Here is a 21,259-nt window from a genome sequence, read left to right on the forward strand (position 1 = left end):
CATAGCTTCATTTAGCTTTAAAGAAGGGTACCTAAATAAGGTGCCCTTTTTATTTTCTGTGAGAAAAATTTAGCCTATATAACACCATTATCGGGTGGCATTGTTTTATATGTTGAATTGTTCATATCGTAAGTAACTTCTTCTTTTAATTTAAATTACTTGAAAACAGACTTATTACTAATTAAGGGTCTTTGTAAATCACTGGTAATGATAATTGAAATGCAAATCATTTTTATTTAAACTATCTGTATGTGATTTATACAGGTAAGCATCATGTACATCTGCCTTTGTGAAGCCATTACTGATAAACAGATCAGAAATGCCGCAAGAAAATATCAAGTGACCTCGTTGAAGGGCCTACGGCAAATTTTGCCTGTAGGCTTAGAATGTGGAAAGTGTATTAGACAAACAAAGGCAATTTTATATGAAGAACAAATGATTTTTGAGGATGCGTGTGCCACTGAGGTTGCATAGTCTTTAATACCACTCAAATTTATTCCCTCGAAACCTACCATCTTTTGTTTAACAATATTTTTGTTTAAATGCATTGAGTGAAAATTATACTAACATCAATTTCAGTACTACACTTAAAAGACTGGAAGCGATGGAGGTAGAAATGAAAGGTGATAAAAAAATGATAGCCCACCTAAATAAACTACTGGGCAATGAGCTAGTTGCAATCAACCAATATTTTTTGCATGCACGTATGTTTAAAAATTGGGGACTTACTCGTCTCAATGAGATGGAATATCACGAATCAATCGATGAAATGAAACACGCAGATAAATATATAGAGCGAATTCTGTTTCTCGACGGTATTCCTAACTTACAAGACCTTGGCAAGTTAAATATCGGTGAAGATGTTGAAGAGATGTTGAAATCAGATTTGCAGCTTGAAATTGATGGAGCAAAGAATCTAAAAGAAGCTATTAAATATGCGGACTCGGTTCATGATTATGTCAGTCGAGATCTGATGATTGAAATTTTAGCTGATGAAGAAAACCATATTGATTGGATAGAAACCCAGTTGGGGCTAATTAGCCGTTTGGGGCTTCAAAATTACCTACAAGCGCAGGTTAAAGAAGAATAACATAGTATTCCTACGGTCATTAACTAAGTAAATTTGTATAAAAAGCCCCCCAGTTATCTCTCTTTTCAAGATTGAGGGGGCTTTTCGATAATTCTCTTCAAAAAAAACGCACATATTTTCCTCGATTACTTGTGTTTCCCTATAATTTACGTATAATGCGCGGGCTTACTGATGAGTAAGCCCTATATTTTAGGACTGAAATATCAGTATTGAGTCAACGATTTGTTGCTCATTTAGACAATACTTCCGATTTGGAAGTTACATCAAGAACGATTACACTCTCCCATCAATCGAAATGGGTACGAGGAGTAATCATTTTACGTTTATAAATAGTTGGAGCTCTGGTCTCATGCAGAACCAAAGAATCCGTATCCGCCTGAAAGCTTTTGATCATCGTTTAATCGATCAATCAACTGCGGAAATCGTAGAGACTGCTAAGCGCACTGGTGCGCAAGTTCGTGGTCCTATCCCGCTGCCGACACGTAAAGAGCGTTTTACCGTTCTGATTTCTCCGCACGTTAACAAAGATGCGCGTGATCAGTACGAAATTCGCACTCACAAGCGTCTGGTTGACATCGTTGAGCCAACCGAAAAGACCGTTGATGCTCTGATGCGTCTGGACCTGGCTGCCGGCGTTGACGTGCAGATCAGCCTGGGTTAATCAGGTCGTCGAACGATTGAGAGGTTGAAACAATGAAAGGTTTAGTCGGTAAGAAAGTCGGTATGACTCGTATCTTCACTGAAGATGGCGTTTCTATACCTGTAACTGTTATCGAAATTGAAAATAACCGTGTTACTCAGGTTAAAACTGCAGAAACTGACGGTTATAATGCAATTCAGGTTACTACTGGTAGCAAAAAAGCTAATCGTGTAACTAAGCCTGAAGCAGGTCATTTCGCTAAAGCTGGCGTCGAAGCTGGCCGTATCCTGCGTGAATTCCGCATTGAAGATAGTGCAGAATACACAGTAGGTCAAAGCATTAGCGTTGAAATTTTCGCTGACGTTAAAAAAGTCGACGTTACTGGTACATCTAAAGGTAAAGGTTTTGCCGGCACAGTTAAGCGCTGGAATTTCCGTACTCAAGATGCTACTCACGGTAACTCCTTGTCTCACCGTGTTCCGGGTTCTATCGGTCAAAACCAGACTCCGGGCAAAGTGTTTAAAGGCAAGAAAATGGCAGGCCAACTAGGTAATGAGCGTGTAACCGTTCAAAGCTTAGATGTAGTACGTGTTGACGCTGAGCGCAACCTGCTGCTGGTCAAAGGTGCTGTTCCAGGAGCAACTGGTAGCAACCTGATCGTAAAACCGGCTGTCAAGGCTTAACGTCGAGGAGATAGGAATGGAATTGGTAATGAAAGACGCGCAAAGCGCGCTGACTGTTTCCGAAACTACCTTCGGGCGTGATTTCAATGAAGCGCTTGTTCACCAAGTAGTTGTTGCGTATGCAGCTGGTGCTCGTCAAGGTACTCGTGCTCAGAAAACTCGTGCTGAAGTTTCTGGTTCTGGTAAAAAACCATGGCGTCAAAAAGGTACTGGCCGTGCACGTTCTGGTTCAGTAAAGAGCCCAATTTGGCGCTCTGGTGGTGTTAGCTTCGCAGCTAAACCACAGGACCACAGTCAAAAAGTAAATAAGAAGATGTACCGTGGTGCTTTAAAAAGCATCCTCTCTGAGTTGGTACGTCAAGATCGTCTGATCGTTGTCGAGAAGTTCTCTGTTGAAGCACCTAAAACTAAGTTGCTGGCACAGAAACTGAAAGATATGGCTCTGGAAGATGTTCTGATCATCACTGCTGAATTAGATGAAAATCTGTTTTTAGCAGCGCGCAACCTGTATAAGGTTGACGTTCGTGATGCAGCAGGTATTGATCCAGTAAGCCTGATCGCCTTCGACAAAGTGGTTATGACTGCTGATGCTGTGAAGCAAGTTGAGGAGATGCTGGCATGATCCGTGAAGAACGTCTGCTAAAAGTACTGCGCGCGCCGCATGTATCTGAAAAAGCTTCTACAGCGATGGAAAAAAGCAATACCATCGTTCTCAAAGTTGCGAAAGACGCGACTAAAGCAGAAATCAAAGCTGCTGTACAGAAACTGTTTGAAGTTGAAGTTGAAGGTGTTAACACTTTGCTGGTTAAAGGCAAAACTAAACGCCACGGTCAGCGTTTCGGTCGTCGTAGCGACTGGAAAAAAGCTTACGTCACGCTGAAAGAAGGCCAAAATTTGGACTTCATTAGCGGTGCTGAGTAAGTCGGAGGAGTAAAGAACAATGGCAGTTGTTAAATGTAAACCTACGTCTCCGGGCCGTCGCCACGTAGTTAAAGTGGTTAACCCTGAGCTGCATAAGGGTAAACCTTATGCTCCGCTGTTAGAAAAAAACAGCAAATCCGGTGGTCGTAACAACAATGGCCGTATCACTACCCGTCATATCGGTGGTGGCCATAAGCAGCATTATCGTTTAGTTGACTTCAAACGCAACAAAGACGGTGTTCCTGCAGTTGTTGAGCGTTTGGAGTATGATCCAAATCGTTCTGCGAACATTGCACTGGTTCTATATAAAGACGGTGAACGTCGTTATATTCTTGCACCAAAAGGCCTGAAAGCTGGCGACCAGATTCAATCTGGTGTTGATTCAGCAATCAAAGCTGGTAACGCACTGCCGATGCGCAACATCCCTGTTGGTTCTACAGTTCATAACATCGAACTGAAACCAGGTAAAGGTGGACAGTTAGCGCGTTCAGCAGGTACTTACGCTCAAATCGTTGCTCGTGATGGTGCTTATGTCACATTACGTCTGCGTTCTGGTGAAATGCGTAAAGTTTTAGCTGATTGCCGTGCAACTCTTGGTGAAGTTGGTAACGCTGAACATATGTTACGTGTTCTCGGTAAAGCTGGTGCTAGCCGCTGGCGTGGTGTTCGTCCTACCGTTCGCGGTACTGCGATGAACCCAGTAGACCATCCACATGGTGGTGGTGAAGGCCGTAACTTTGGTAAACACCCAGTAACACCATGGGGCGTTCAAACCAAAGGTAAGAAAACTCGTAGCAACAAGCGTACTGATCAATTCATCGTACGTCATCGTTCTAAAAAATAATTAGAGGATAAACCATGCCACGTTCTCTCAAGAAAGGTCCTTTTATTGACCTGCACTTGCTGAAGAAGGTAGAGAAAGCGGTGGAAAGCGGAGACAAGAAGCCTCTTAAGACTTGGTCCCGTCGTTCAACGATCTTTCCTAATATGATCGGATTGACCATCGCTGTCCATAATGGTCGTCAGCATGTTCCAGTTTTTGTAACCGACGAAATGGTTGGTCACAAACTGGGTGAATTCGCACCGACTCGCACTTATCGCGGCCACGCGGCAGATAAGAAAGCTAAGAAACGTTAAGGATAGGAGGAAGAGATGGAAACTTTAGCTATGCATCGCCACGCTCGTTCTTCTGCCCAGAAGGTTCGCTTAGTTGCCGACCTGATTCGCGGTAAGAAAGTGTCGCAAGCTCTGGAAATTCTGACCTACACCAACAAGAAAGCTGCTGGTTTAGTGAAGAAAGTACTTGAATCTGCAATTGCTAACGCAGAGCAAAACGATGGCGCTGACATTGATGACCTGAAAGTTGCGAAAATTTTCGTAGACGAAGGTCCAACCATGAAACGCATCATGCCGCGTGCGAAAGGCCGTGCAGATCGTATTCTTAAGCGCACCAGCCACATTACTGTGGTTGTGTCCGATCGCTGAGACTCTGGAGACTAGCAATGGGTCAGAAAGTACATCCTAATGGTATTCGCCTGGGTATTGTCAAACCTTGGAACTCTACCTGGTATGCGAACACCAATGAATTCGCTGACAACCTAGACAGCGATTTTAAAGTACGTCAGTACTTGAATAAAGAACTGGCAAAAGCGTCAATCTCTCGCATCGTTATCGAACGTCCTGCGAAAAGCATCCGTGTGACTATTCACACTGCTCGCCCAGGTATCGTTATCGGTAAGAAAGGTGAAGACGTTGAAAAACTGCGTAAAACAGTAGCGGATATCGCTGGTGTTCCTGCGCAAATCAATATCGCCGAAGTTCGTAAACCAGAACTAGACGCTAAATTAGTTGCTGACAGCATTTCTTCACAGCTGGAACGTCGTGTTATGTTCCGTCGTGCTATGAAGCGTGCAGTACAGAACGCAATGCGTCTGGGCGCTAAAGGTATTAAAGTTGAAGTCAGTGGCCGTTTAGGCGGTGCTGAAATCGCTCGTACCGAGTGGTATCGTGAAGGCCGTGTGCCACTGCACACATTACGTGCTGATATCGATTACAACACTTCAGAAGCGCACACCACTTACGGTGTTCTCGGCGTTAAGGTATGGATCTTCAAAGGTGAGATTCTGGGTGGTATGGCTGCTGTTGAACAAGCTGAGAAACCAGCTGCTCAACCTAAAAAGCAGCAGCGTAAAGGCCGCAAGTAAGGAGAGTCGCTGATGTTACAACCAAAGCGTACAAAATTCCGTAAGGTGCACAAAGGCCGCAACCGTGGTCTAGCGCAAGGTACGGATGTTAGCTTCGGCACTTTCGGTCTTAAAGCTGTTGGCCGTGGTCGTCTGACTGCACGTCAGATCGAAGCGGCACGTCGTGCTATGACCCGTGCTATTAAGCGTCAAGGTAAAATCTGGATCCGTGTGTTCCCAGACAAACCAATCACTGAGAAACCACTCGAAGTTCGTATGGGTAAAGGTAAAGGTAACGTAGAATATTGGGTTGCCTTAATCCAGCCTGGTAAAGTTCTATACGAAATGGACGGTGTGCCTGAAGAGCTGGCTCGTGAGGCATTCTCTTTGGCAGCAGCGAAACTGCCTATCAAAACCACCTTTGTAACTAAGACGGTGATGTAATGAAAGCACAAGAGCTGCGCGAAAAAAGCGTTGAAGAGCTGAATGCTGAACTTTTGAACCTGTTACGTGAACAATTTAATTTACGTATGCAGGCTGCAAGTGGTCAGCTGCAACAGTCTCATCTGTTGAAACAAGTGCGTCGCGATATCGCACGTGTGAAGACTTTACTGACTGAGAAGGCAGGTGCGTAATGAGCGATAAAATCCGTACTCTGCAAGGTCGTGTAGTTAGCGATAAAATGGAGAAATCTATTGTTGTTGCTATCGAGCGTATGGTGAAACACCCTCTGTATGGTAAATTCATCCGTCGTACGACTAAATTGCACGTACATGACGAGAACAATGAATGTGGAATCGGTGACGTGGTAGAAATCCGCGAAACTCGTCCACTGTCTAAGACTAAGTCTTGGGCCTTAGTTCGCGTTGTAGAAAAAGCTGTTCTGTAATAGAATAACTTTTCCTGATGAATAAACGGCTCTTTTTTGACTGAGCCGTTTATTTTTTTCTGTCCAACACGATGATGTGGTGTTATAATGCCGCGCCCTCGTAGTATGGGTATATTTGAACGGCCTCTTCATAATGAGGTGGCTCAGTAGTAGTTGACATTTAGCGGAGCACTAAAATGATCCAAGAACAGACTATGCTGAACGTGGCCGACAACTCCGGTGCACGTCGCGTAATGTGTATCAAGGTTCTAGGTGGCTCGCACCGTCGCTATGCACATGTAGGCGACATCATTAAAATTACTGTTAAAGAAGCAATTCCACGCGGTAAAGTTAAAAAGGGTGATGTCCTGAAAGCGGTAGTGGTGCGCACCAAGAAGGGTGTACGTCGCCCTGACGGTTCTGTCATTCGCTTCGATGGTAATGCTTGTGTGTTATTAAATAACAACAGCGAGCAAGTAATCGGTACGCGTATTTTTGGGCCGGTAACTCGTGAACTTCGTAATGAGAAGTTTATGAAAATTATCTCTCTGGCACCTGAAGTACTCTAAGGAGCGAACTATGGCAGCGAAAATCCGTCGTGATGACGAAGTTATCGTGCTAACTGGGAAAGACAAAGGTAAGCGCGGTAAAGTAAAACAGGTTATTTCTTCTAGTAAAGTTATCGTTGAAGGTATCAATCTGGTTAAAAAACATCAGAAGCCTGTACCGGCTCTGAACCAACCAGGTGGCATCGTTGAAAAAGAAGCGGCTATTCAAGTTTCTAACGTTGCAATCTTTAACGCGGCAACTGGCAAGGCTGACCGTGTAGGCTTTAGATTCGAAGACGGCAAAAAAGTCCGTTTCTTCAAGTCTAACAGTGAAACTATCAAGTAATTTTTGGAGTATACGATGGCGAAACTGCATGATTACTATAAAGACGAAGTAGTTAATAAGCTCATGACTGAGTTTAATTACACTTCTGTCATGCAAGTCCCTCGGGTCGAGAAGATCACCCTGAATATGGGTGTTGGTGAAGCGATTGCTGATAAAAAACTGCTGGATAACGCAGCAGCTGATTTAACAGCAATCTCAGGTCAAAAACCTTTGATCACCAAAGCACGCAAATCTGTTGCAGGCTTCAAAATCCGTCAGGGCTATCCAATCGGCTGTAAAGTAACCCTGCGTGGCGAACGCATGTGGGAGTTCCTTGAGCGTCTGATTTCTATTGCTGTACCACGTATTCGTGACTTCCGTGGCTTGCCCGCTAAGTCTTTCGATGGTCGCGGTAACTACAGCATGGGTGTTCGTGAACAAATCATCTTCCCTGAAATCGATTACGATAAAGTGGATCGCGTACGTGGTTTAGATATTACTATCACCACTACTGCGAAATCAGATGACGAAGGTCGCGCACTGTTAGCAGCGTTCAACTTCCCGTTCCGCAAGTAAGGCAGGGTACTCATGGCTAAGAAATCTATGAAAGCGCGTGATGTTAAACGTGCTAAATTAGCTGAGAAATTCTTCGCAAAACGCGTAGAACTGAAAGCTATCATCTCTGATGTTAAAGCATCTGATGAAGATCGCTGGGACGCTGTTCTCAAGCTGCAAACACTGCCACGTGATTCAAGTCCTTCTCGTCAGCGTAATCGCTGCCGTCAAACAGGGCGTCCGCACGGTTTCCTGCGGAAGTTTGGTCTGAGCCGTATTAAAGTCCGTGAAGCCGCTATGCGCGGTGAAATCCCGGGCCTTAAAAAGGCAAGTTGGTAATTCCATTTGAATCACGGGAGTAAAGACAGATGAGCATGCAAGATCCCATCGCGGATATGCTGACCCGTATCCGTAACGGTCAGGCCGCGAACAAAGTTGCGGTCACCATGCCTTCCTCCAAGCTGAAAGTGGCAATTGCCAAAGTGCTGAAGGAAGAAGGTTATATTGAAGATTTTAAAATTGAAGGCGACATCAAGCCAGAACTGGAACTGACTTTACGTTATTTCCAAGGTAAGGCTGTTGTAGAAAGCATTCAGCGTGTAAGCCGCCCAAGTCTGCGCATCTATAAGAAAAAAGATGAGCTGCCACAAGTTATGGCTGGTTTAGGTATCGCTGTTATTTCTACCTCTAAAGGTGTCATGACTGATCGTGCAGCTCGCCAAGCTGGTCTTGGTGGCGAGATTCTCTGCTACGTAGCTTAATTCGGGAGGAAAGAATGTCTCGTGTGGCAAAAGCACCCGTCGTCATTCCTGCCGGCGTAGAGGTAAAACTCAACGGTCAGGTTATTTCGATTAAGGGTAAAAACGGCGAGCTTACTCGTACTATCCATAATGCAGTTGAAGTTAAAAACGAAGACAACCAACTGACTTTCGCTCCTCGTGAAGGTTTTGAAGATGCATGGGCACAAGCGGGTACGACTCGTTCACTGTGCAATGCAATGGTTGTTGGTGTTACCGAAGGCTTCACTAAAAAGCTTCAACTGGTCGGTGTTGGTTACCGTGCAGCAATCAAAGGCAATGCTGTAAGCTTGTCTTTAGGTTTTTCGCATCCGGTTGAACACGCACTGCCAGCAGGCATTACTGCTGAATGCCCAACACAAACTGAAATCGTACTGAAAGGTGCGGATAAGCAAGTGATTGGTCAAGTTGCAGCAGAACTGCGTGCTTACCGTCGTCCTGAGCCTTATAAAGGTAAAGGTGTTCGTTACGCCGATGAAATCGTGCGTACCAAAGAGGCTAAGAAGAAGTAAGGTAACACTATGGATAAGAAAGCAGCTCGTATCCGTCGTGCGACCCGCGCACGCCGTAAGATCCAAGAGTTGGGTGCGACTCGCCTGGTGGTACATCGTACTCCACGCCATATTTATGCGCAGGTTATCGCACCGAACGGTTCTGAAACATTGGTTGCAGCTTCTACTACAGAAAAAGCTATCAATGAACAAGTTAAGTTTACTGGAAACAAAGACGCAGCAGCAATTGTTGGTAAGTTAGTTGCTGAACGCGCACTGGAAAAAGGCATCACTGTTGTTGCTTTTGACCGTTCTGGTTTCCAATATCATGGTAGAGTCCAGGCACTGGCAGATGCTGCCCGTGAAGCTGGCCTTCAGTTCTAAGGTAGAGGTGTAAGATGTCTCACATCGAAAAACAAGCTGGCGAACTGCAGGAAAAGCTGATCGCGGTAAACCGCGTAGCAAAAACCGTTAAAGGTGGCCGTATTTTCAGCTTTACCGCACTGACTGTAGTTGGTGATGGTAACGGTCGCGTTGGTTTTGGCTACGGCAAAGCGCGCGAAGTTCCGGCAGCAATCCAGAAAGCGATGGAAAAAGCCCGTCGCAGTATGAAAACCGTTGCTCTAAACAACGGCACATTGTTCCACCCTGTGAAAGGTACACACACTGGTTCTCGTGTGTTTATGCAACCTGCTCACGAAGGTACCGGTATCATTGCCGGCGGTGCAATGCGTGCTGTTTTAGAAGTAGCTGGAGTTCGCAACGTACTGGCTAAAACCTATGGTTCCACAAACCCAATCAACGTGGTTCGTGCAACACTGGATGCTTTAGACAGCATGAAGTCTCCAGAAATGGTCGCAGCTAAGCGTGGAAAATCCGTCGAAGAAATTCTGGGGTAATCGGCTATGGCTAAGACTATTAAAATTACACAAGTTCGCAGTTCAATCGGTCGTCTGCCTAAGCATAAGGCAACACTGGTCGGTTTAGGTCTGCGTCGCATTGGTCATACAGTAGAGCGCGAGGATACTCCTGCTGTACGTGGTATGGTCAACTTGGTTTCCTACATGGTTAAAGTTGAGGAGTAAGAGATGCGTTTAAATACTCTGTCTCCGGCTGAAGGTGCCAAGCACGCGCCTAAACGCGTAGGTCGTGGTATCGGTTCTGGTCTGGGTAAAACCGGCGGCCGTGGTCACAAAGGTCAGAAATCTCGTTCTGGCGGTGGCGTACGTCGTGGTTTCGAAGGTGGCCAGATGCCTTTATACCGTCGTTTGCCGAAATTCGGCTTCACTTCACGTAAAGCAATGATCACTGCAGAGATTCGTCTGTCTGATTTTGCTGCTGTTGAAGGCGATGTTATTGATCTGAACGCACTGAAAGCCGCGAACGTTGTTGGCATCCAGATTGAATACGCTAAAGTTATTCTGTCTGGCGAAGTGAACCGTGCAGTTACTGTACGTGGCCTTCGTGTTACTAAAGGTGCTCGCGCTGCAATCGAAGCTGCCGGCGGTAAAATTGAGGAATAAGTGACAGATGGCTAAACAACCAGGATTAGATTTTCAAAGTGCCAAAGGTGGAGCTGGCGAACTTAAACGCAGACTTTTGTTTGTAATTGGTGCGCTAATTGTTTTCCGAATTGGTTCTTTTATTCCAATCCCTGGTATTGATGCCACTGTGCTTGCCAAATTGCTCGAACAGCAACAAGGCACCATCATTGAAATGTTTAACATGTTCTCTGGTGGTGCTCTTAGCCGTGCTTCTATCTTTGCTTTGGGTATCATGCCGTATATTTCGGCATCGATTATTATCCAATTATTATCTGTGGTTAATCCACGATTAGCAGAGATCAAGAAGGAAGGAGAAGCAGGTCGTCGGAAGATAAGCCAATATACTCGCTGGGGTACTCTGGTATTAGCAATATTCCAATCTATTGGTATTGCAATGGGTCTACCGAATATGCCAGGGATGCAAGGGTTAGTTATTGATCCAGGCCTCCCGTTCTACTTTACGGCAGTTGTTAGCTTAGTCACAGGAACAATGTTCCTAATGTGGTTGGGTGAACAGATAACTGAAAGAGGTATCGGTAACGGTATTTCTATCATTATCTTCGCTGGTATTGTTGCGGGATTACCGCCGGCCATTGGCCATACCATCGAGCAAGCTCGGCAGGGCGATCTGCACTTCCTCCTGTTGCTGTTGGTTGCGGTGTTAGTATTCGCGGTTACTTTCTTTGTTGTGTTTATGGAACGTGGACAACGCCGAATCGTCGTTAACTACGCTAAACGTCAGCAAGGTCGCCGTGTTTATGCAGCACAAAGTACACATTTACCGTTAAAAGTGAATATGGCGGGTGTAATTCCTGCAATTTTTGCTTCCAGTATCATACTATTCCCGGGTACAATAGCATCTTGGTTTGGTGATGGAACTGGCTGGGACTGGCTGACGACTATTTCTATGTATTTGCAGCCTGGTCAACCGTTATATGTGCTACTTTATGCATCTGCGATCATCTTCTTCTGTTTCTTCTATACGGCGTTGGTTTTCAACCCAAGAGAAACGGCAGATAACCTGAAGAAGTCCGGTGCATTTGTACCAGGAATTCGTCCGGGAGAGCAAACGGCCAAGTACATTGATAAGGTAATGACTCGCTTAACACTAGTTGGCGCATTATATATTACCTTCATCTGCCTAATCCCGGAGTTCATGCGTGACGCAATGAAAGTACCTTTCTATTTTGGTGGTACTTCCCTCTTAATCGTGGTTGTCGTTATCATGGACTTTATGGCTCAAGTGCAAACTCTAATGATGTCAAGTCAGTATGAGTCTGCATTGAAGAAAGCAAACCTGAAAGGTAAGTAATCACTTAGTGTGGTTATGGTTTGCTTAGAAGTTACGGAGAGTAAAAATGAAAGTTCGTGCTTCCGTCAAGAAATTATGCCGTAACTGCAAAATTATTCGTCGCAATGGTAGCGTTCGTGTAATTTGCAGTGTTGAACCAAGACATAAACAACGTCAAGGTTAAGAAAAAGCATTTTTTTCTTGCAAAGTTGGGTTGAGCTGGCTAAATTAGCCAGCCAATCTTTTTTATCTAAGATACATTATTGTTTGAGTATCCTGAAAACGGGCTTTTCAGCACAGTAATGTATATTTTAACTTAGGAGTGCATAGTGGCCCGTATAGCAGGCATTAACATTCCTGATCATAAACATACCGTAATCGCTTTAACATCGATTTTCGGCATCGGCAAGACCCGTTCACAGGCTATCTGTGAAGCAACTGGTATTGCTGAAAATGTTAAGATCAGTGAGCTGTCTGAAGAACAAATCGACAAGCTGCGTGACGAAGTTGCTAAATACGTTGTAGAAGGTGACTTACGTCGTGAAATTACCCTGAGCATCAAGCGTCTGATGGACCTTGGATGTTACCGTGGTTTACGTCATCGTCGTGGTCTTCCTGTACGCGGACAGCGTACTAAGACTAACGCTCGTACCCGTAAGGGTCCGCGTAAGCCGATCAAGAAATAAGTCGGGGTATTGAATAATGGCAAAAGCACCAATTCGTGCACGTAAGCGTGTAAGAAAACAAGTCTCAGACGGTGTGGCTCATATCCATGCTTCTTTCAACAACACAATCGTTACTATTACTGACCGTCAAGGTAACGCATTAGGTTGGGCAACTGCCGGTGGTTCCGGTTTCCGTGGTTCTCGCAAATCTACTCCGTTCGCAGCTCAGGTTGCAGCAGAGCGTTGCGCAGAAGCTGTGAAAGAATACGGAATCAAAAACCTGGAAGTTATGGTTAAGGGACCGGGTCCGGGTCGCGAATCAACAATTCGTGCTCTGAACGCCGCTGGTTTTCGCATCACTAATATTACTGATGTGACTCCTATCCCTCATAACGGTTGTCGCCCACCGAAAAAACGTCGCGTTTAATACGTTTCGTTTTTTTTAGGACTGTTGGAGAAAGAAAATGGCTAGATATTTGGGTCCTAAGCTCAAGCTGAGCCGTCGCGAAGGAACAGACCTCTTCCTGAAGTCTGGTGTTCGCGCGATTGACACCAAGTGTAAATTAGAACAGGCTCCAGGCCAGCACGGTGCGCGTAAACCGCGTCTGTCTGACTATGGCGTCCAGTTACGTGAAAAACAAAAAGTTCGTCGTATCTACGGTGTTCTGGAACGTCAATTCCGTAACTATTACAAAGAAGCAACACGTCTGAAAGGCAACACAGGTGAAAACCTGCTGACTTTGCTTGAAGGTCGTCTTGATAACGTCGTTTACCGTATGGGCTTTGGCGCAACTCGCGCAGAAGCACGTCAAATGGTTAGCCATAAAGCTATCATGGTAAATGGCCGTGTAGTTAATATCGCTTCTTATCAGGTTTCCCCGAATGACGTTATCAGCGTTCGTGAGAAAGCTAAAAAACAGTCTCGTATTAAGGCTGCTTTAGAGCTGGCTGAACAGCGTGAGAAGCCAACTTGGCTGGAAGTTGATGCTGCTAAAATGGAAGGTGTGTTCAAACGTATTCCTGAACGTACTGACTTGTCTGCGGACATTAACGAACACCTGATCGTCGAGCTTTACTCCAAGTAAAGCTTAGCACCAAAGAGAGGACACAATGCAGGGTTCTGTGACAGAGTTTCTAAAACCGCGCCTGGTAGATATCGAGCAAGTGAGTTCGACGCACGCTAAGGTGACCCTTGAGCCTTTAGAGCGTGGCTTTGGCCATACTCTTGGTAACGCACTGCGCCGTATTCTGCTTTCGTCTATGCCGGGTTGTGCGGTGACAGAGGTTGAGATTGATGGTGTACTGCATGAGTACAGCACCAAAGAAGGTGTACAGGAAGATATCCTGGAGATTCTCCTCAACCTGAAAGGGCTGGCGGTAAAAGTTCAGGGGAAAGATGAAGTTATTTTAACCTTGAATAAATCTGGCATTGGCCCTGTGACTGCAGCCGACATCATCCATGATGGTGATGTCGAAATCGTCAAGCCACAGCACATCATCTGCCACCTTACTGACGAAAGCGCATCTATTAATATGCGAATTAAAGTACAGCGTGGTCGTGGTTATGTGCCGGCTTCTGCCCGAGTTCATTCGGAAGAAGATGAGCGCCCAATCGGTCGTTTGTTAGTCGATGCTTGCTACAGCCCAGTAGAGCGTATTGCCTACAATGTTGAAGCAGCTCGTGTTGAGCAACGTACAGACTTGGATAAGTTAGTTATTGAAATGGAAACTAACGGTACAATCGATCCTGAAGAGGCGATTCGCCGTGCGGCAACCATTCTGGCTGAACAACTTGAAGCTTTTGTTGACTTACGTGATGTTCGTCAGCCTGAAGTTAAAGAAGAGAAACCAGAATTCGATCCTATCTTATTGCGCCCAGTTGACGATCTGGAATTGACTGTCCGCTCTGCTAACTGCCTCAAAGCAGAAGCTATCCACTACATCGGTGATCTGGTACAGCGTACAGAAGTTGAGTTGCTCAAAACTCCGAACCTTGGTAAGAAATCTCTTACTGAAATTAAGGACGTCTTGGCATCTCGTGGTCTTTCTCTGGGCATGCGTCTAGAAAATTGGCCACCAGCAAGTATTGCTGATGATTAAGATCACAGGTTAAGGTTTTACTGAGAAGGATAAGGTCATGCGCCATCGTAAGAGTGGTCGTCAATTGAACCGCAACAGCAGCCACCGCCAAGCTATGTTCCGTAACATGGCAGGTTCTTTAGTTCGTCATGAGATCATCAAGACGACTCTGCCTAAAGCGAAAGAACTGCGTCGCGTCGTTGAGCCGCTGATTACTCTTGCCAAGACCGACAGCGTAGCTAATCGTCGTCTGGCATTCGCACGTACTCGTGATAACGAGATCGTTGCAAAATTATTTAATGAACTGGGACCTCGTTTCGCAGCTCGTGCAGGTGGTTACACTCGTATTCTTAAGTGTGGCTACCGTACAGGTGACAACGCTCCGATGGCTTACATCGAGCTTGTTGACCGTGCTGTTGAGTCTCAAGAAGCAGCAGCAGAGTAATCTGCCGTCGCTTTCAAGAAAACCGGGTATATTTGCCCGGTTTTTTTGTACCTGCTATTCTTATCTTTCCAAATAATTTTTTCCCTTGGATTTTTCGTGATTAACCCTTATTTACAGGTGAGTACGATGAGCATGTATAAGATAGGTGAAATTGCTAGGCTCGCAGATGTGACGCCTGATACGATCCGTTTTTATGAAAAACAAGGTTTGATGGGGCATAAAGAGAGAACTGAAGGTGGGTATCGGTTATTTACTGAGAAAGACCTCCAGCGATTACGTTTTATTCGTTATGCAAAGCAGCTAGGCTTTACTTTAGAAGCTATCACTGAACTGCTTTCAATTCGAGTGGATCCAGAACATCATACTTGTCAAGAATCTAAACAGATTGTTGATCTCAGATTACTTGAAGTTGAAAAAAAGATACAAGAGCTTATTATTATGCGTGATTCACTGAAAATGTTAAGCTCGGCATGTTGTGGTGAAGAACATGCGACAACCTATTGCTCTATTATGGAGATATTAGAAAAAGGGGCGTCTAAAGTTTATTAATTCTATAATCTGTTAACTATATAAAGGTATGTTATGAGCAAATATCAACATAAACGTGGTGAGATTAAAGATAATGCGATTGAAGCATTACTCCATGACCCACTATTTCGTCAAAGAGTTGAAAAAAATAAAAAAGGGAAAGGAAGTTATACAAGAAAGGAAAAGAATAAGAATTCAGTTAATTGGGAGGCCAGTGGTAATAGGTTTATTTACTTATTACCACTGGCCTTTTAGTTAATTTTTATTTTGTTCTTTTAAAAGATCACGTATTTCTGATAACAGGACTTCTTCTTTAGATGGTGGAGCTGGTTCAGCTGGTGCTGCTTCCTTTTCACGGCGAACTTTATTCATGATCTTAATTGCCATAAAGATAGCGAACGCAACAATAACGAAGTCAAAAACGGTTTGTATAAACATACCATAATTTAGTACTACCGCAGGTAAATCCCCTTGTGCTTCCTTTAATACCACGCTGAATGATTTGAAATCAACACCTCCGATCAGTAAACCTAGCGGAGGCATGATGATATCAGCAACTAATGAAGATACAATTTTACCAAATGCAGCACCAATAATAATACCAACTGCCATATCCACTACATTGCCCTTCATAGCAAATTCGCGGAAATCTTTTAAAAAGCTCATTAGACGACCCCTTAATAAATAATTCAATTGAAACAAAACATGTATTAGGTTAACAAATTATAGTCGCTAAAATTATTAAGCTACAAATATTTACTATGTTTATTTTTATAAGAAGAATGGACTTGGTTGGAATAATTTTTCAACTTCGGGTACATATTTTTTATCTGTAATAAACATAATGACATGGTCGCCTTGTTCAATGGTATGGTAATCACTAGCTATAATGACTTCTTCTTCACGAACAATTGCACCAATAATAGTTCCTGGAGGAAGTTTAATTTCAGATATTTTTTTACCAACCACTTTTGACGTATTTTCATCACCGTGTGCAATTGCTTCAATAGCTTCCGCTACGCCTCTTCTTAAAGATGAAACATTGACTATATCCGCTTTTCTAACATGGCTTAATAAAGCAGAAATTGTTGCCTGTTGAGGTGAAATCGCAATATCAATTACCCCTCCTTGAACGAGTTCAACATATGCAGAGCGTTGTATAAGCACCATTGCTTTTTTAGCGCCCATTTTTTTTGCTAACATTGCAGACATAATATTAGCTTCATCATCATTTGTTAGGGCAATAAAAACATCCATTTGCTCAATATGTTCTTCTGTGAGTAACTCTTGGTCGGATGCATCGCCATAAAATACAATGGTATCATGTAGTAACTCAGCAAGTTCTGTTGCGCGCTTCTGGTTGCGCTCAATAAGTTTCACGCTGTAATCTTTTTCTAGTCGCCTTGCTAGGCCGGCTCCGACGTTACCACCACCCACTATCATCAAACGTTTGTAGGGTTTTTCTAGTCTTTGCAGCTCACTCATTACAGCTCGGATATGTTGCGTTGAAGCAACAAAAAAAACCTCATCACCTGCTTCAATGATTGTTGAGCCTTGTGGGCGAATAGGCCTATCTTGGCGGAAAATAGCGACAACACGAGTATCAATATGTGGCATGTGTTCGCGCAAGCTCGATAGCGCATTACCAACGAGTGAACCGCCGTAATAAGCTTTTACAGCAACTATGCTGACTTTGCCTTCTGCAAAGTTTACAACCTGAAGCGCGCCAGGGTATTGAATTAATTTATAGATATAGTCGATAACTAATTGTTCTGGCGATATTAAATAGTCAATCGGGATTTGTTCAGGTAGAAACAATTTGTCGGCTTCACGGATATATTCAGTCGCCCTGATACGCGCTATCTTATTTGGGGTATTAAATAGGCTATACGCAATTTGGCAAGCAATCATGTTAGTTTCATCGGAATTGGTGACCGCTACCAACATATCCGCATCTTCTGCGCCTGCATCTCGAAGCACTCTAGGGTGAGAACCATGACCATTTACCACTCGAAGATCGAATTGATCCTGTAATTGACGTAACCGATCAGCATCGGTATCAACGACGGTAATATCATTGTTCTCATCAACTAAATTTTCAGCAAGTGTTCCGCCAACTTGCCCAGCACCTAGAATAATGATCTTCATTACATCTTCCTATATCAGAGAGCTGGCTACAATTTACTACACTTTTTTGACTAAGCGTGCATAAAAGAAACCATCACCACCATGAGTACTTGGTAATACTTGTAACCCAGCATCGGTTCCATCATTTAGACTGGCATCATTATGTTTAGATAGGAAATATTGTATTTGCTTTCCATTTTCTTCGGGCATAATTGAGCAAGTCGCATAGACTAGCGTGCCGCCCGGTTTTAAATAAGGCCAGATAGCTTCAAGAATTTGAGCTTGTAGCTGCGCTAATTCATTTATGTCTGAGTCACGACGTAGCCATTTGATATCAGGATGACGCCTAATAACGCCTGTAGCAGAACAAGGAGCATCAAGTAAAATACGATCAAATCGCTGATCTTTAGCCCATGTTTCGGGAAGTGTACCGTCTCCTTGTATAACAACAGCGTGTTGCTTAAGGCGAATCAGATTTTCTTTTACTCTTTTAAGACGATGTTCATCGATATCTACAGCAATAACATTCGCTTTAGGAGCTAGCTCCAAAATATGGGTTGTTTTTCCACCGGGTGCAGCACATAAATCTAAAATACTTTCCCCATTTTGAGGTTCTAGCAATTCAGCACAGCCTTGAGCTGAGACATCTTGTACTGTAGACCAGCCATCTTCAAAGCCCGGAAGACGAGATACTGCGGTGGGTTCATCTAACCGAATAGCATTTGGGTGTAAAGGGTGCAAATGTGCGGTTATCTCAGACTGTTCTAATAAGTTGAGATACTGTGCAGCAGTGTGATGTTGAGAATTTACTCTTAACCACATAGGTGGTCGTTGGTTATTTGCCTCAATAATAGATTGCCAATCATCTGGATAGGCTGTTTGTAGGCGTTTTAATAACCAGCTCGGATGCAAATATTGGCTAGTGTTGTTAGCTATTCTCTCTTCTAGCTGTGCTTGCTGGCGCTGAAATGAACGTAACACGCCATTAATAAGCCCTTTTAATTGGGGCTTTTTCAGTGCAACCGCTCCATCTACTGTTTCAGCTAATGCCGCATGAGGGGGAATGCGAGTATAAAGGAGCTGGTAGATACCAACCATGATTAAGTAATGTAGAATTCTTTGTTTACCCGTTAATGGTTTTTCCATTAGCTGGTTAATAAACCATTCAAGCTTAGGTAAATAACGTAGAACACCAAAGCAAATTTCTTGTAATAATGCTTTGTCTTTATCATTGATATTACGCTGTAAGTCAGGCAGTACAGTACTTAATGATTGGCCATTATCAAGGACTTGGTTAATTGCTGTTGCCGCAATACTGCGTAAATTATATGTATTTTTCATATAGAGAAGATGAATTCATTAGTGACTGAAATAAAACAGCCTGAAGGCATCAGGCTGTTTACAAGTTCGTTATGCTAGAATTTGCTCTGGGATAAACCATTCGCGACGAGAGTTTAGGATATCTTGTGCACTCATTGCTTTCTTGCCAGGCGGTTGTAGCTGAATAATATTTAGTATGCCATTTCCTGTGGCAATGGATATACCTTTTTTATCAGCGCTAATAATTGTTCCTGGTTGCTTATCATGGGCTTCTGTGAGTACTTCAGCTTGCCAAACTTTAATGAGTTGTTCTTCAACTATGAAATAGCTCATTGGCCAAGGATTGAAAGCACGAATGCAACGCTCAATATGTACAGCATCATCTTGCCAATTAATACGAGCTTCTTCTTTCGATAATTTTTCTGCGTAATTTGCTAATGACTCGTCTTGTTTTTCAGCAATGCATTGGCCTGAAGATAGCATTTCAACAGTATGAATTAATGCTTCAGGGCCTGTTATTGCTAATTTAGCATATAACGAGGCGCTAGTATCACTAGGGGTAATTGGACAGATTGCTTTGTAAAGCATATCACCAGTATCTAAACCTGCGTCCATTTGCATAATAGTCACACCAGTTTCCGTATCACCAGCCCAAATAGAACGTTGAATAGGTGCAGCTCCTCTCCAGCGAGGTAGTAAAGAGCCGTGAACATTCAAGCAACCTAAGCGAGGGATATCGAGAACTGCTTGCGGTAAAATCAAACCGTAGGCAACAACTATCATTAGGTCAGCATTTTGGTTTTTTATCCACTGCTGGTTTTCGCTATCCTTAAGAGAAACTGGCTGAAAAACAGGTAGTTGGTGTTCTTCAGCGAGAACCTTGACAGGACTCGGTGTTAACTTTTTGCCTCTTCCAGCAGGTTTGTCATGGCGAGTGAGGACGCCAACGACTTTGTGTCTAGTATCTAAGAGAGCAGCTAAGTGTTTGGCCGCAAAATCTGGTGTACCCGCAAAAATAATTTTCAATGGCTCTGACACGTTAATTTCCCTATTTATATGTAGCGAATTAGCTATTTTTGGCTTCTTTTGCTCTTAGTCTGTCTAATTTTTCAACTTTCTGGCGGATGCGCTGACGTTTTAAAGGTGATAAGTAGTCAACAAATAGTTTACCAACAAGGTGGTCCATTTCATGTTGGATACAGATAGCTAATAAACCATCAGCCTCTAGTTCAAAAGACTCACCGTTATAGTTTAGTGCGCGAACTTTTACTTGTTCAGCGCGAGGGACGAAACCATGTTGTTCTGGAATAGATAAGCAACCTTCTTCGATACCGGTTTCCCCAGATTTATCAAGTAATTCAGGGTTAATAAGAACCAAACGCTCATCACGGGTTTCGGACACATCAATGACGATGATTCTCTGATGGATATCGACTTGTGTTGCTGCAAGGCCAATACCTTCTTCTTCATACATGGTATCGAACATATCATCAACGATACGCTGTATAGAAGCATCAACTTTGTCTACTGGCTTAGCGATTGTGCGTAAGCGTTCGTCTGGGTAATGTAATACGTTTAAGACTGACATAAATTTTTCGAGCGGTTTCCAAAATGTGAAAGGGAATTAATGACTATTCTAGACATTTCTCCTTCATATTGACAGTATTGGTTACGATTTGTTCACTGAATAACCTATCTGTTAATGAGTCAGGATGACAATAATGAATACCCAAGAGATTTGGTTAAGGATGTCGCAGGTTAAAAGGCTATTACCTTTACATGCAGTAAGAATAATTAATGAGCTAAAACAATTAAATAAAATTAGTTATCAGGCCTTACATCATCATGGCTTGAATGAAATACAACAATTGCAATTTATGAATGTGTCCATGCACCGGCTTGAGAAAGTACAGGCATGGCTTTCAAGTAAACATCATCAAATGGTTACTTTTTGTGATCCACATTACCCTTTTTTATTAAAGCAAATCTACCGCCCCCCTCTTTTATTTTTTGTCGTGGGCAAAAGTGAATTATTGGTAACACCCCAAATTGCTATAGTCGGAAGTCGTAGAGCAAGTGAATACGGCAGAACATGGACTAACCTATTTGTAAAGAGTTTCGTGCGCCATGGTATAACTATCACAAGTGGGCTTGCATTA

The 21,259-nt window shown here is 43.5% G+C and carries 38 protein-coding genes; 33 read left to right on the forward strand and 5 right to left on the reverse strand.

Going from position 1 to position 21,259, the window contains the following annotated elements; translation table 11 throughout:
• The first annotated feature begins 273 nt into the window (after positions 1-273).
• The 32 genes from bfd to PR800_RS18995 all read left to right on the forward strand — a co-directional run bounded on the left by bfd (position 274) and on the right by PR800_RS18995 (position 15,908).
• Positions 274-474, forward strand: a complete 201-nt coding sequence (bfd, locus tag PR800_RS18840) for a bacterioferritin-associated ferredoxin (protein WP_004265412.1) — start codon at positions 274-276, stop codon at positions 472-474.
• Positions 475-616: 142 nt separating this feature from the next.
• Positions 617-1,090, forward strand: coding sequence for a bacterioferritin (bfr, locus tag PR800_RS18845; RefSeq protein ID WP_102140604.1), 474 nt, complete (start codon positions 617-619; stop codon positions 1,088-1,090).
• A gap of 349 nt (positions 1,091-1,439) precedes the next feature.
• Positions 1,440-1,751 (forward strand): 30S ribosomal protein S10, encoded by a 312-nt coding sequence (gene rpsJ, locus PR800_RS18850; protein ID WP_001181005.1) that lies wholly within the window; start codon positions 1,440-1,442, stop codon positions 1,749-1,751.
• Positions 1,752-1,783: 32 nt separating this feature from the next.
• Positions 1,784-2,413 (forward strand): 50S ribosomal protein L3, encoded by a 630-nt coding sequence (gene rplC, locus PR800_RS18855; protein WP_004265414.1) that lies wholly within the window; start codon positions 1,784-1,786, stop codon positions 2,411-2,413.
• Between the two features lie 16 nt (positions 2,414-2,429).
• Positions 2,430-3,035: a 50S ribosomal protein L4 gene (rplD, locus tag PR800_RS18860; RefSeq protein ID WP_004265418.1), complete on the forward strand. Its 606-nt coding sequence runs from the start codon at positions 2,430-2,432 to the stop codon at positions 3,033-3,035.
• Positions 3,032-3,334 (forward strand): 50S ribosomal protein L23, encoded by a 303-nt coding sequence (rplW, locus tag PR800_RS18865; RefSeq protein WP_004265420.1) that lies wholly within the window; start codon positions 3,032-3,034, stop codon positions 3,332-3,334. Before rplD ends, rplW begins: the two co-directional genes overlap by 4 nt.
• A 19-nt stretch (positions 3,335-3,353) precedes the next feature.
• Positions 3,354-4,178 carry a 50S ribosomal protein L2 gene (gene rplB, locus PR800_RS18870; RefSeq protein ID WP_004265422.1) on the forward strand — a complete coding sequence of 275 codons (825 nt, stop codon included), beginning with the start codon at positions 3,354-3,356 and terminating at the stop codon, positions 4,176-4,178.
• Between the two features lie 14 nt (positions 4,179-4,192).
• Complete coding sequence (rpsS, locus tag PR800_RS18875; RefSeq protein ID WP_004265426.1) at positions 4,193-4,471, forward strand: 30S ribosomal protein S19; 279 nt, start codon at positions 4,193-4,195, stop codon at positions 4,469-4,471.
• A gap of 15 nt (positions 4,472-4,486) precedes the next feature.
• Positions 4,487-4,819 (forward strand): 50S ribosomal protein L22, encoded by a 333-nt coding sequence (rplV, locus tag PR800_RS18880; RefSeq protein ID WP_004265430.1) that lies wholly within the window; start codon positions 4,487-4,489, stop codon positions 4,817-4,819.
• Between the two features lie 17 nt (positions 4,820-4,836).
• The gene (gene rpsC, locus PR800_RS18885; RefSeq protein ID WP_004907131.1) at positions 4,837-5,538 is read left to right on the forward strand and encodes a 30S ribosomal protein S3; all 702 of its coding nucleotides are present in this window, start codon (positions 4,837-4,839) and stop codon (positions 5,536-5,538) included.
• A gap of 12 nt (positions 5,539-5,550) precedes the next feature.
• The gene (gene rplP / locus PR800_RS18890) at positions 5,551-5,961 is read left to right on the forward strand and encodes a 50S ribosomal protein L16 (protein ID WP_004265436.1); all 411 of its coding nucleotides are present in this window, start codon (positions 5,551-5,553) and stop codon (positions 5,959-5,961) included.
• On the forward strand, positions 5,961-6,152 hold the full coding sequence (rpmC, locus tag PR800_RS18895) for a 50S ribosomal protein L29 (protein ID WP_004265442.1): 192 nt from the start codon (positions 5,961-5,963) through the stop codon (positions 6,150-6,152). Before rplP ends, rpmC begins: the two co-directional genes overlap by 1 nt.
• Positions 6,152-6,406, forward strand: a complete 255-nt coding sequence (gene rpsQ, locus PR800_RS18900; protein WP_042847566.1) for a 30S ribosomal protein S17 — start codon at positions 6,152-6,154, stop codon at positions 6,404-6,406. The genes rpmC and rpsQ overlap by 1 nt, the downstream gene beginning before the upstream one ends.
• Before the next feature lie 176 nt (positions 6,407-6,582).
• Positions 6,583-6,954, forward strand: a complete 372-nt coding sequence (rplN, locus tag PR800_RS18905; protein WP_004265449.1) for a 50S ribosomal protein L14 — start codon at positions 6,583-6,585, stop codon at positions 6,952-6,954.
• Between the two features lie 10 nt (positions 6,955-6,964).
• The gene (rplX, locus tag PR800_RS18910; RefSeq protein WP_004265452.1) at positions 6,965-7,279 is read left to right on the forward strand and encodes a 50S ribosomal protein L24; all 315 of its coding nucleotides are present in this window, start codon (positions 6,965-6,967) and stop codon (positions 7,277-7,279) included.
• 15 nt (positions 7,280-7,294) lie between these two features.
• A complete protein-coding gene (gene rplE, locus PR800_RS18915; protein WP_006816328.1) occupies positions 7,295-7,834 on the forward strand; it encodes a 50S ribosomal protein L5 in 540 nt (179 codons plus the stop codon).
• Positions 7,835-7,846: 12 nt separating this feature from the next.
• Positions 7,847-8,152 carry a 30S ribosomal protein S14 gene (rpsN, locus tag PR800_RS18920; protein ID WP_004265458.1) on the forward strand — a complete coding sequence of 102 codons (306 nt, stop codon included), beginning with the start codon at positions 7,847-7,849 and terminating at the stop codon, positions 8,150-8,152.
• A gap of 29 nt (positions 8,153-8,181) precedes the next feature.
• Entirely contained in the window at positions 8,182-8,574 is a 393-nt protein-coding gene (gene rpsH / locus PR800_RS18925) for a 30S ribosomal protein S8 (protein WP_042847562.1), read from the forward strand.
• 14 nt (positions 8,575-8,588) lie between these two features.
• Entirely contained in the window at positions 8,589-9,122 is a 534-nt protein-coding gene (rplF, locus tag PR800_RS18930; RefSeq protein ID WP_102140605.1) for a 50S ribosomal protein L6, read from the forward strand.
• Positions 9,123-9,131: 9 nt separating this feature from the next.
• Entirely contained in the window at positions 9,132-9,485 is a 354-nt protein-coding gene (gene rplR / locus PR800_RS18935; RefSeq protein ID WP_004907138.1) for a 50S ribosomal protein L18, read from the forward strand.
• A 14-nt stretch (positions 9,486-9,499) separates the two neighbouring features.
• Positions 9,500-10,000 (forward strand): 30S ribosomal protein S5, encoded by a 501-nt coding sequence (gene rpsE / locus PR800_RS18940; RefSeq protein ID WP_006657022.1) that lies wholly within the window; start codon positions 9,500-9,502, stop codon positions 9,998-10,000.
• A 6-nt stretch (positions 10,001-10,006) separates the two neighbouring features.
• Positions 10,007-10,186 (forward strand): 50S ribosomal protein L30, encoded by a 180-nt coding sequence (gene rpmD / locus PR800_RS18945; protein ID WP_004265475.1) that lies wholly within the window; start codon positions 10,007-10,009, stop codon positions 10,184-10,186.
• A gap of 3 nt (positions 10,187-10,189) precedes the next feature.
• A complete protein-coding gene (gene rplO / locus PR800_RS18950) occupies positions 10,190-10,624 on the forward strand; it encodes a 50S ribosomal protein L15 (protein ID WP_004265478.1) in 435 nt (144 codons plus the stop codon).
• Positions 10,625-10,631: 7 nt separating this feature from the next.
• Positions 10,632-11,957: a preprotein translocase subunit SecY gene (gene secY / locus PR800_RS18955; RefSeq protein WP_004265481.1), complete on the forward strand. Its 1,326-nt coding sequence runs from the start codon at positions 10,632-10,634 to the stop codon at positions 11,955-11,957.
• A 46-nt stretch (positions 11,958-12,003) separates the two neighbouring features.
• Positions 12,004-12,120, forward strand: coding sequence for a 50S ribosomal protein L36 (rpmJ, locus tag PR800_RS18960; protein WP_004265484.1), 117 nt, complete (start codon positions 12,004-12,006; stop codon positions 12,118-12,120).
• A gap of 145 nt (positions 12,121-12,265) precedes the next feature.
• Positions 12,266-12,622, forward strand: coding sequence for a 30S ribosomal protein S13 (rpsM, locus tag PR800_RS18965; RefSeq protein ID WP_004907144.1), 357 nt, complete (start codon positions 12,266-12,268; stop codon positions 12,620-12,622).
• Positions 12,623-12,638: 16 nt separating this feature from the next.
• Positions 12,639-13,028, forward strand: coding sequence for a 30S ribosomal protein S11 (gene rpsK, locus PR800_RS18970; RefSeq protein ID WP_002919257.1), 390 nt, complete (start codon positions 12,639-12,641; stop codon positions 13,026-13,028).
• Between the two features lie 37 nt (positions 13,029-13,065).
• Complete coding sequence (gene rpsD / locus PR800_RS18975) at positions 13,066-13,686, forward strand: 30S ribosomal protein S4 (protein ID WP_004265487.1); 621 nt, start codon at positions 13,066-13,068, stop codon at positions 13,684-13,686.
• 25 nt (positions 13,687-13,711) lie between these two features.
• On the forward strand, positions 13,712-14,701 hold the full coding sequence (locus PR800_RS18980) for a DNA-directed RNA polymerase subunit alpha (protein WP_004265491.1): 990 nt from the start codon (positions 13,712-13,714) through the stop codon (positions 14,699-14,701).
• A 37-nt stretch (positions 14,702-14,738) separates the two neighbouring features.
• Positions 14,739-15,125: a 50S ribosomal protein L17 gene (gene rplQ, locus PR800_RS18985; RefSeq protein WP_004907152.1), complete on the forward strand. Its 387-nt coding sequence runs from the start codon at positions 14,739-14,741 to the stop codon at positions 15,123-15,125.
• A 132-nt stretch (positions 15,126-15,257) separates the two neighbouring features.
• Positions 15,258-15,674 (forward strand): Zn(2+)-responsive transcriptional regulator, encoded by a 417-nt coding sequence (zntR, locus tag PR800_RS18990; protein WP_102140615.1) that lies wholly within the window; start codon positions 15,258-15,260, stop codon positions 15,672-15,674.
• 33 nt (positions 15,675-15,707) lie between these two features.
• Positions 15,708-15,908 (forward strand): alternative ribosome-rescue factor A, encoded by a 201-nt coding sequence (locus PR800_RS18995; RefSeq protein ID WP_166268287.1) that lies wholly within the window; start codon positions 15,708-15,710, stop codon positions 15,906-15,908.
• On the opposite strand, the gene mscL is transcribed toward PR800_RS18995, so the two are convergent.
• From mscL to def, 5 genes are all read right to left on the reverse strand, one after another.
• Entirely contained in the window at positions 15,909-16,319 is a 411-nt protein-coding gene (gene mscL, locus PR800_RS19000) for a large-conductance mechanosensitive channel protein MscL (RefSeq protein ID WP_102140606.1), read from the reverse strand.
• A 105-nt stretch (positions 16,320-16,424) separates the two neighbouring features.
• Positions 16,425-17,801, reverse strand: a complete 1,377-nt coding sequence (trkA, locus tag PR800_RS19005) for a Trk system potassium transporter TrkA (protein ID WP_102140607.1) — start codon at positions 17,799-17,801, stop codon at positions 16,425-16,427.
• A gap of 36 nt (positions 17,802-17,837) precedes the next feature.
• Entirely contained in the window at positions 17,838-19,121 is a 1,284-nt protein-coding gene (gene rsmB, locus PR800_RS19010) for a 16S rRNA (cytosine(967)-C(5))-methyltransferase RsmB (protein ID WP_102140608.1), read from the reverse strand.
• Between the two features lie 69 nt (positions 19,122-19,190).
• A complete protein-coding gene (gene fmt, locus PR800_RS19015) occupies positions 19,191-20,138 on the reverse strand; it encodes a methionyl-tRNA formyltransferase (RefSeq protein WP_102140609.1) in 948 nt (315 codons plus the stop codon).
• Between the two features lie 28 nt (positions 20,139-20,166).
• Positions 20,167-20,688, reverse strand: a complete 522-nt coding sequence (gene def, locus PR800_RS19020) for a peptide deformylase (RefSeq protein WP_004907170.1) — start codon at positions 20,686-20,688, stop codon at positions 20,167-20,169.
• 133 nt (positions 20,689-20,821) lie between these two features.
• Here def and PR800_RS19025 point away from each other — a divergent pair.
• Positions 20,822-21,259: DNA-processing protein DprA (locus PR800_RS19025; protein ID WP_272531245.1), on the forward strand; the 438-nt coding region annotated here is incomplete at its 3' end.

Source organism: Providencia sp. PROV205 (assembly GCF_028479505.1).
Classification (GTDB): Bacteria; Pseudomonadota; Gammaproteobacteria; order Enterobacterales; family Enterobacteriaceae; genus Providencia; species Providencia huaxiensis.

What these genes read in the sequence shown, in the direction of transcription:
- rplR (WP_004907138.1), top strand. Translation starts at nt 9,132, where the DNA reads ATGGATAAGAAAGCAGCTCGTATCCGTCGTGCGACCCGCGCACGCCGT.
- rplF (WP_102140605.1), top strand. Translation starts at nt 8,589, where the DNA reads ATGTCTCGTGTGGCAAAAGCACCCGTCGTCATTCCTGCCGGCGTAGAG.
- rpsJ (WP_001181005.1), top strand. Translation starts at nt 1,440, where the DNA reads ATGCAGAACCAAAGAATCCGTATCCGCCTGAAAGCTTTTGATCATCGT.
- rpsC (WP_004907131.1), top strand. Translation starts at nt 4,837, where the DNA reads ATGGGTCAGAAAGTACATCCTAATGGTATTCGCCTGGGTATTGTCAAA.
- rplP (WP_004265436.1), top strand. Translation starts at nt 5,551, where the DNA reads ATGTTACAACCAAAGCGTACAAAATTCCGTAAGGTGCACAAAGGCCGC.
- rpsN (WP_004265458.1), top strand. Translation starts at nt 7,847, where the DNA reads ATGGCTAAGAAATCTATGAAAGCGCGTGATGTTAAACGTGCTAAATTA.
- rpsK (WP_002919257.1), top strand. Translation starts at nt 12,639, where the DNA reads ATGGCAAAAGCACCAATTCGTGCACGTAAGCGTGTAAGAAAACAAGTC.
- rplO (WP_004265478.1), top strand. Translation starts at nt 10,190, where the DNA reads ATGCGTTTAAATACTCTGTCTCCGGCTGAAGGTGCCAAGCACGCGCCT.
- PR800_RS18980 (WP_004265491.1), top strand. Translation starts at nt 13,712, where the DNA reads ATGCAGGGTTCTGTGACAGAGTTTCTAAAACCGCGCCTGGTAGATATC.
- def (WP_004907170.1), bottom strand. Translation starts at nt 20,688, where the DNA reads ATGTCAGTCTTAAACGTATTACATTACCCAGACGAACGCTTACGCACA.
- rplE (WP_006816328.1), top strand. Translation starts at nt 7,295, where the DNA reads ATGGCGAAACTGCATGATTACTATAAAGACGAAGTAGTTAATAAGCTC.
- rplB (WP_004265422.1), top strand. Translation starts at nt 3,354, where the DNA reads ATGGCAGTTGTTAAATGTAAACCTACGTCTCCGGGCCGTCGCCACGTA.
- rpsD (WP_004265487.1), top strand. Translation starts at nt 13,066, where the DNA reads ATGGCTAGATATTTGGGTCCTAAGCTCAAGCTGAGCCGTCGCGAAGGA.
- rpsE (WP_006657022.1), top strand. Translation starts at nt 9,500, where the DNA reads ATGTCTCACATCGAAAAACAAGCTGGCGAACTGCAGGAAAAGCTGATC.
- rplQ (WP_004907152.1), top strand. Translation starts at nt 14,739, where the DNA reads ATGCGCCATCGTAAGAGTGGTCGTCAATTGAACCGCAACAGCAGCCAC.
- rplX (WP_004265452.1), top strand. Translation starts at nt 6,965, where the DNA reads ATGGCAGCGAAAATCCGTCGTGATGACGAAGTTATCGTGCTAACTGGG.
- rpsS (WP_004265426.1), top strand. Translation starts at nt 4,193, where the DNA reads ATGCCACGTTCTCTCAAGAAAGGTCCTTTTATTGACCTGCACTTGCTG.
- rplC (WP_004265414.1), top strand. Translation starts at nt 1,784, where the DNA reads ATGAAAGGTTTAGTCGGTAAGAAAGTCGGTATGACTCGTATCTTCACT.
- rplV (WP_004265430.1), top strand. Translation starts at nt 4,487, where the DNA reads ATGGAAACTTTAGCTATGCATCGCCACGCTCGTTCTTCTGCCCAGAAG.
- rpmD (WP_004265475.1), top strand. Translation starts at nt 10,007, where the DNA reads ATGGCTAAGACTATTAAAATTACACAAGTTCGCAGTTCAATCGGTCGT.
- rpmC (WP_004265442.1), top strand. Translation starts at nt 5,961, where the DNA reads ATGAAAGCACAAGAGCTGCGCGAAAAAAGCGTTGAAGAGCTGAATGCT.
- bfd (WP_004265412.1), top strand. Translation starts at nt 274, where the DNA reads ATGTACATCTGCCTTTGTGAAGCCATTACTGATAAACAGATCAGAAAT.
- rpsH (WP_042847562.1), top strand. Translation starts at nt 8,182, where the DNA reads ATGAGCATGCAAGATCCCATCGCGGATATGCTGACCCGTATCCGTAAC.
- rplD (WP_004265418.1), top strand. Translation starts at nt 2,430, where the DNA reads ATGGAATTGGTAATGAAAGACGCGCAAAGCGCGCTGACTGTTTCCGAA.
- bfr (WP_102140604.1), top strand. Translation starts at nt 617, where the DNA reads ATGAAAGGTGATAAAAAAATGATAGCCCACCTAAATAAACTACTGGGC.
- rplN (WP_004265449.1), top strand. Translation starts at nt 6,583, where the DNA reads ATGATCCAAGAACAGACTATGCTGAACGTGGCCGACAACTCCGGTGCA.
- rplW (WP_004265420.1), top strand. Translation starts at nt 3,032, where the DNA reads ATGATCCGTGAAGAACGTCTGCTAAAAGTACTGCGCGCGCCGCATGTA.
- PR800_RS18995 (WP_166268287.1), top strand. Translation starts at nt 15,708, where the DNA reads ATGAGCAAATATCAACATAAACGTGGTGAGATTAAAGATAATGCGATT.
- rpmJ (WP_004265484.1), top strand. Translation starts at nt 12,004, where the DNA reads ATGAAAGTTCGTGCTTCCGTCAAGAAATTATGCCGTAACTGCAAAATT.
- trkA (WP_102140607.1), bottom strand. Translation starts at nt 17,801, where the DNA reads ATGAAGATCATTATTCTAGGTGCTGGGCAAGTTGGCGGAACACTTGCT.
- zntR (WP_102140615.1), top strand. Translation starts at nt 15,258, where the DNA reads ATGTATAAGATAGGTGAAATTGCTAGGCTCGCAGATGTGACGCCTGAT.
- rpsQ (WP_042847566.1), top strand. Translation starts at nt 6,152, where the DNA reads ATGAGCGATAAAATCCGTACTCTGCAAGGTCGTGTAGTTAGCGATAAA.
- rsmB (WP_102140608.1), bottom strand. Translation starts at nt 19,121, where the DNA reads ATGAAAAATACATATAATTTACGCAGTATTGCGGCAACAGCAATTAAC.
- secY (WP_004265481.1), top strand. Translation starts at nt 10,632, where the DNA reads ATGGCTAAACAACCAGGATTAGATTTTCAAAGTGCCAAAGGTGGAGCT.
- mscL (WP_102140606.1), bottom strand. Translation starts at nt 16,319, where the DNA reads ATGAGCTTTTTAAAAGATTTCCGCGAATTTGCTATGAAGGGCAATGTA.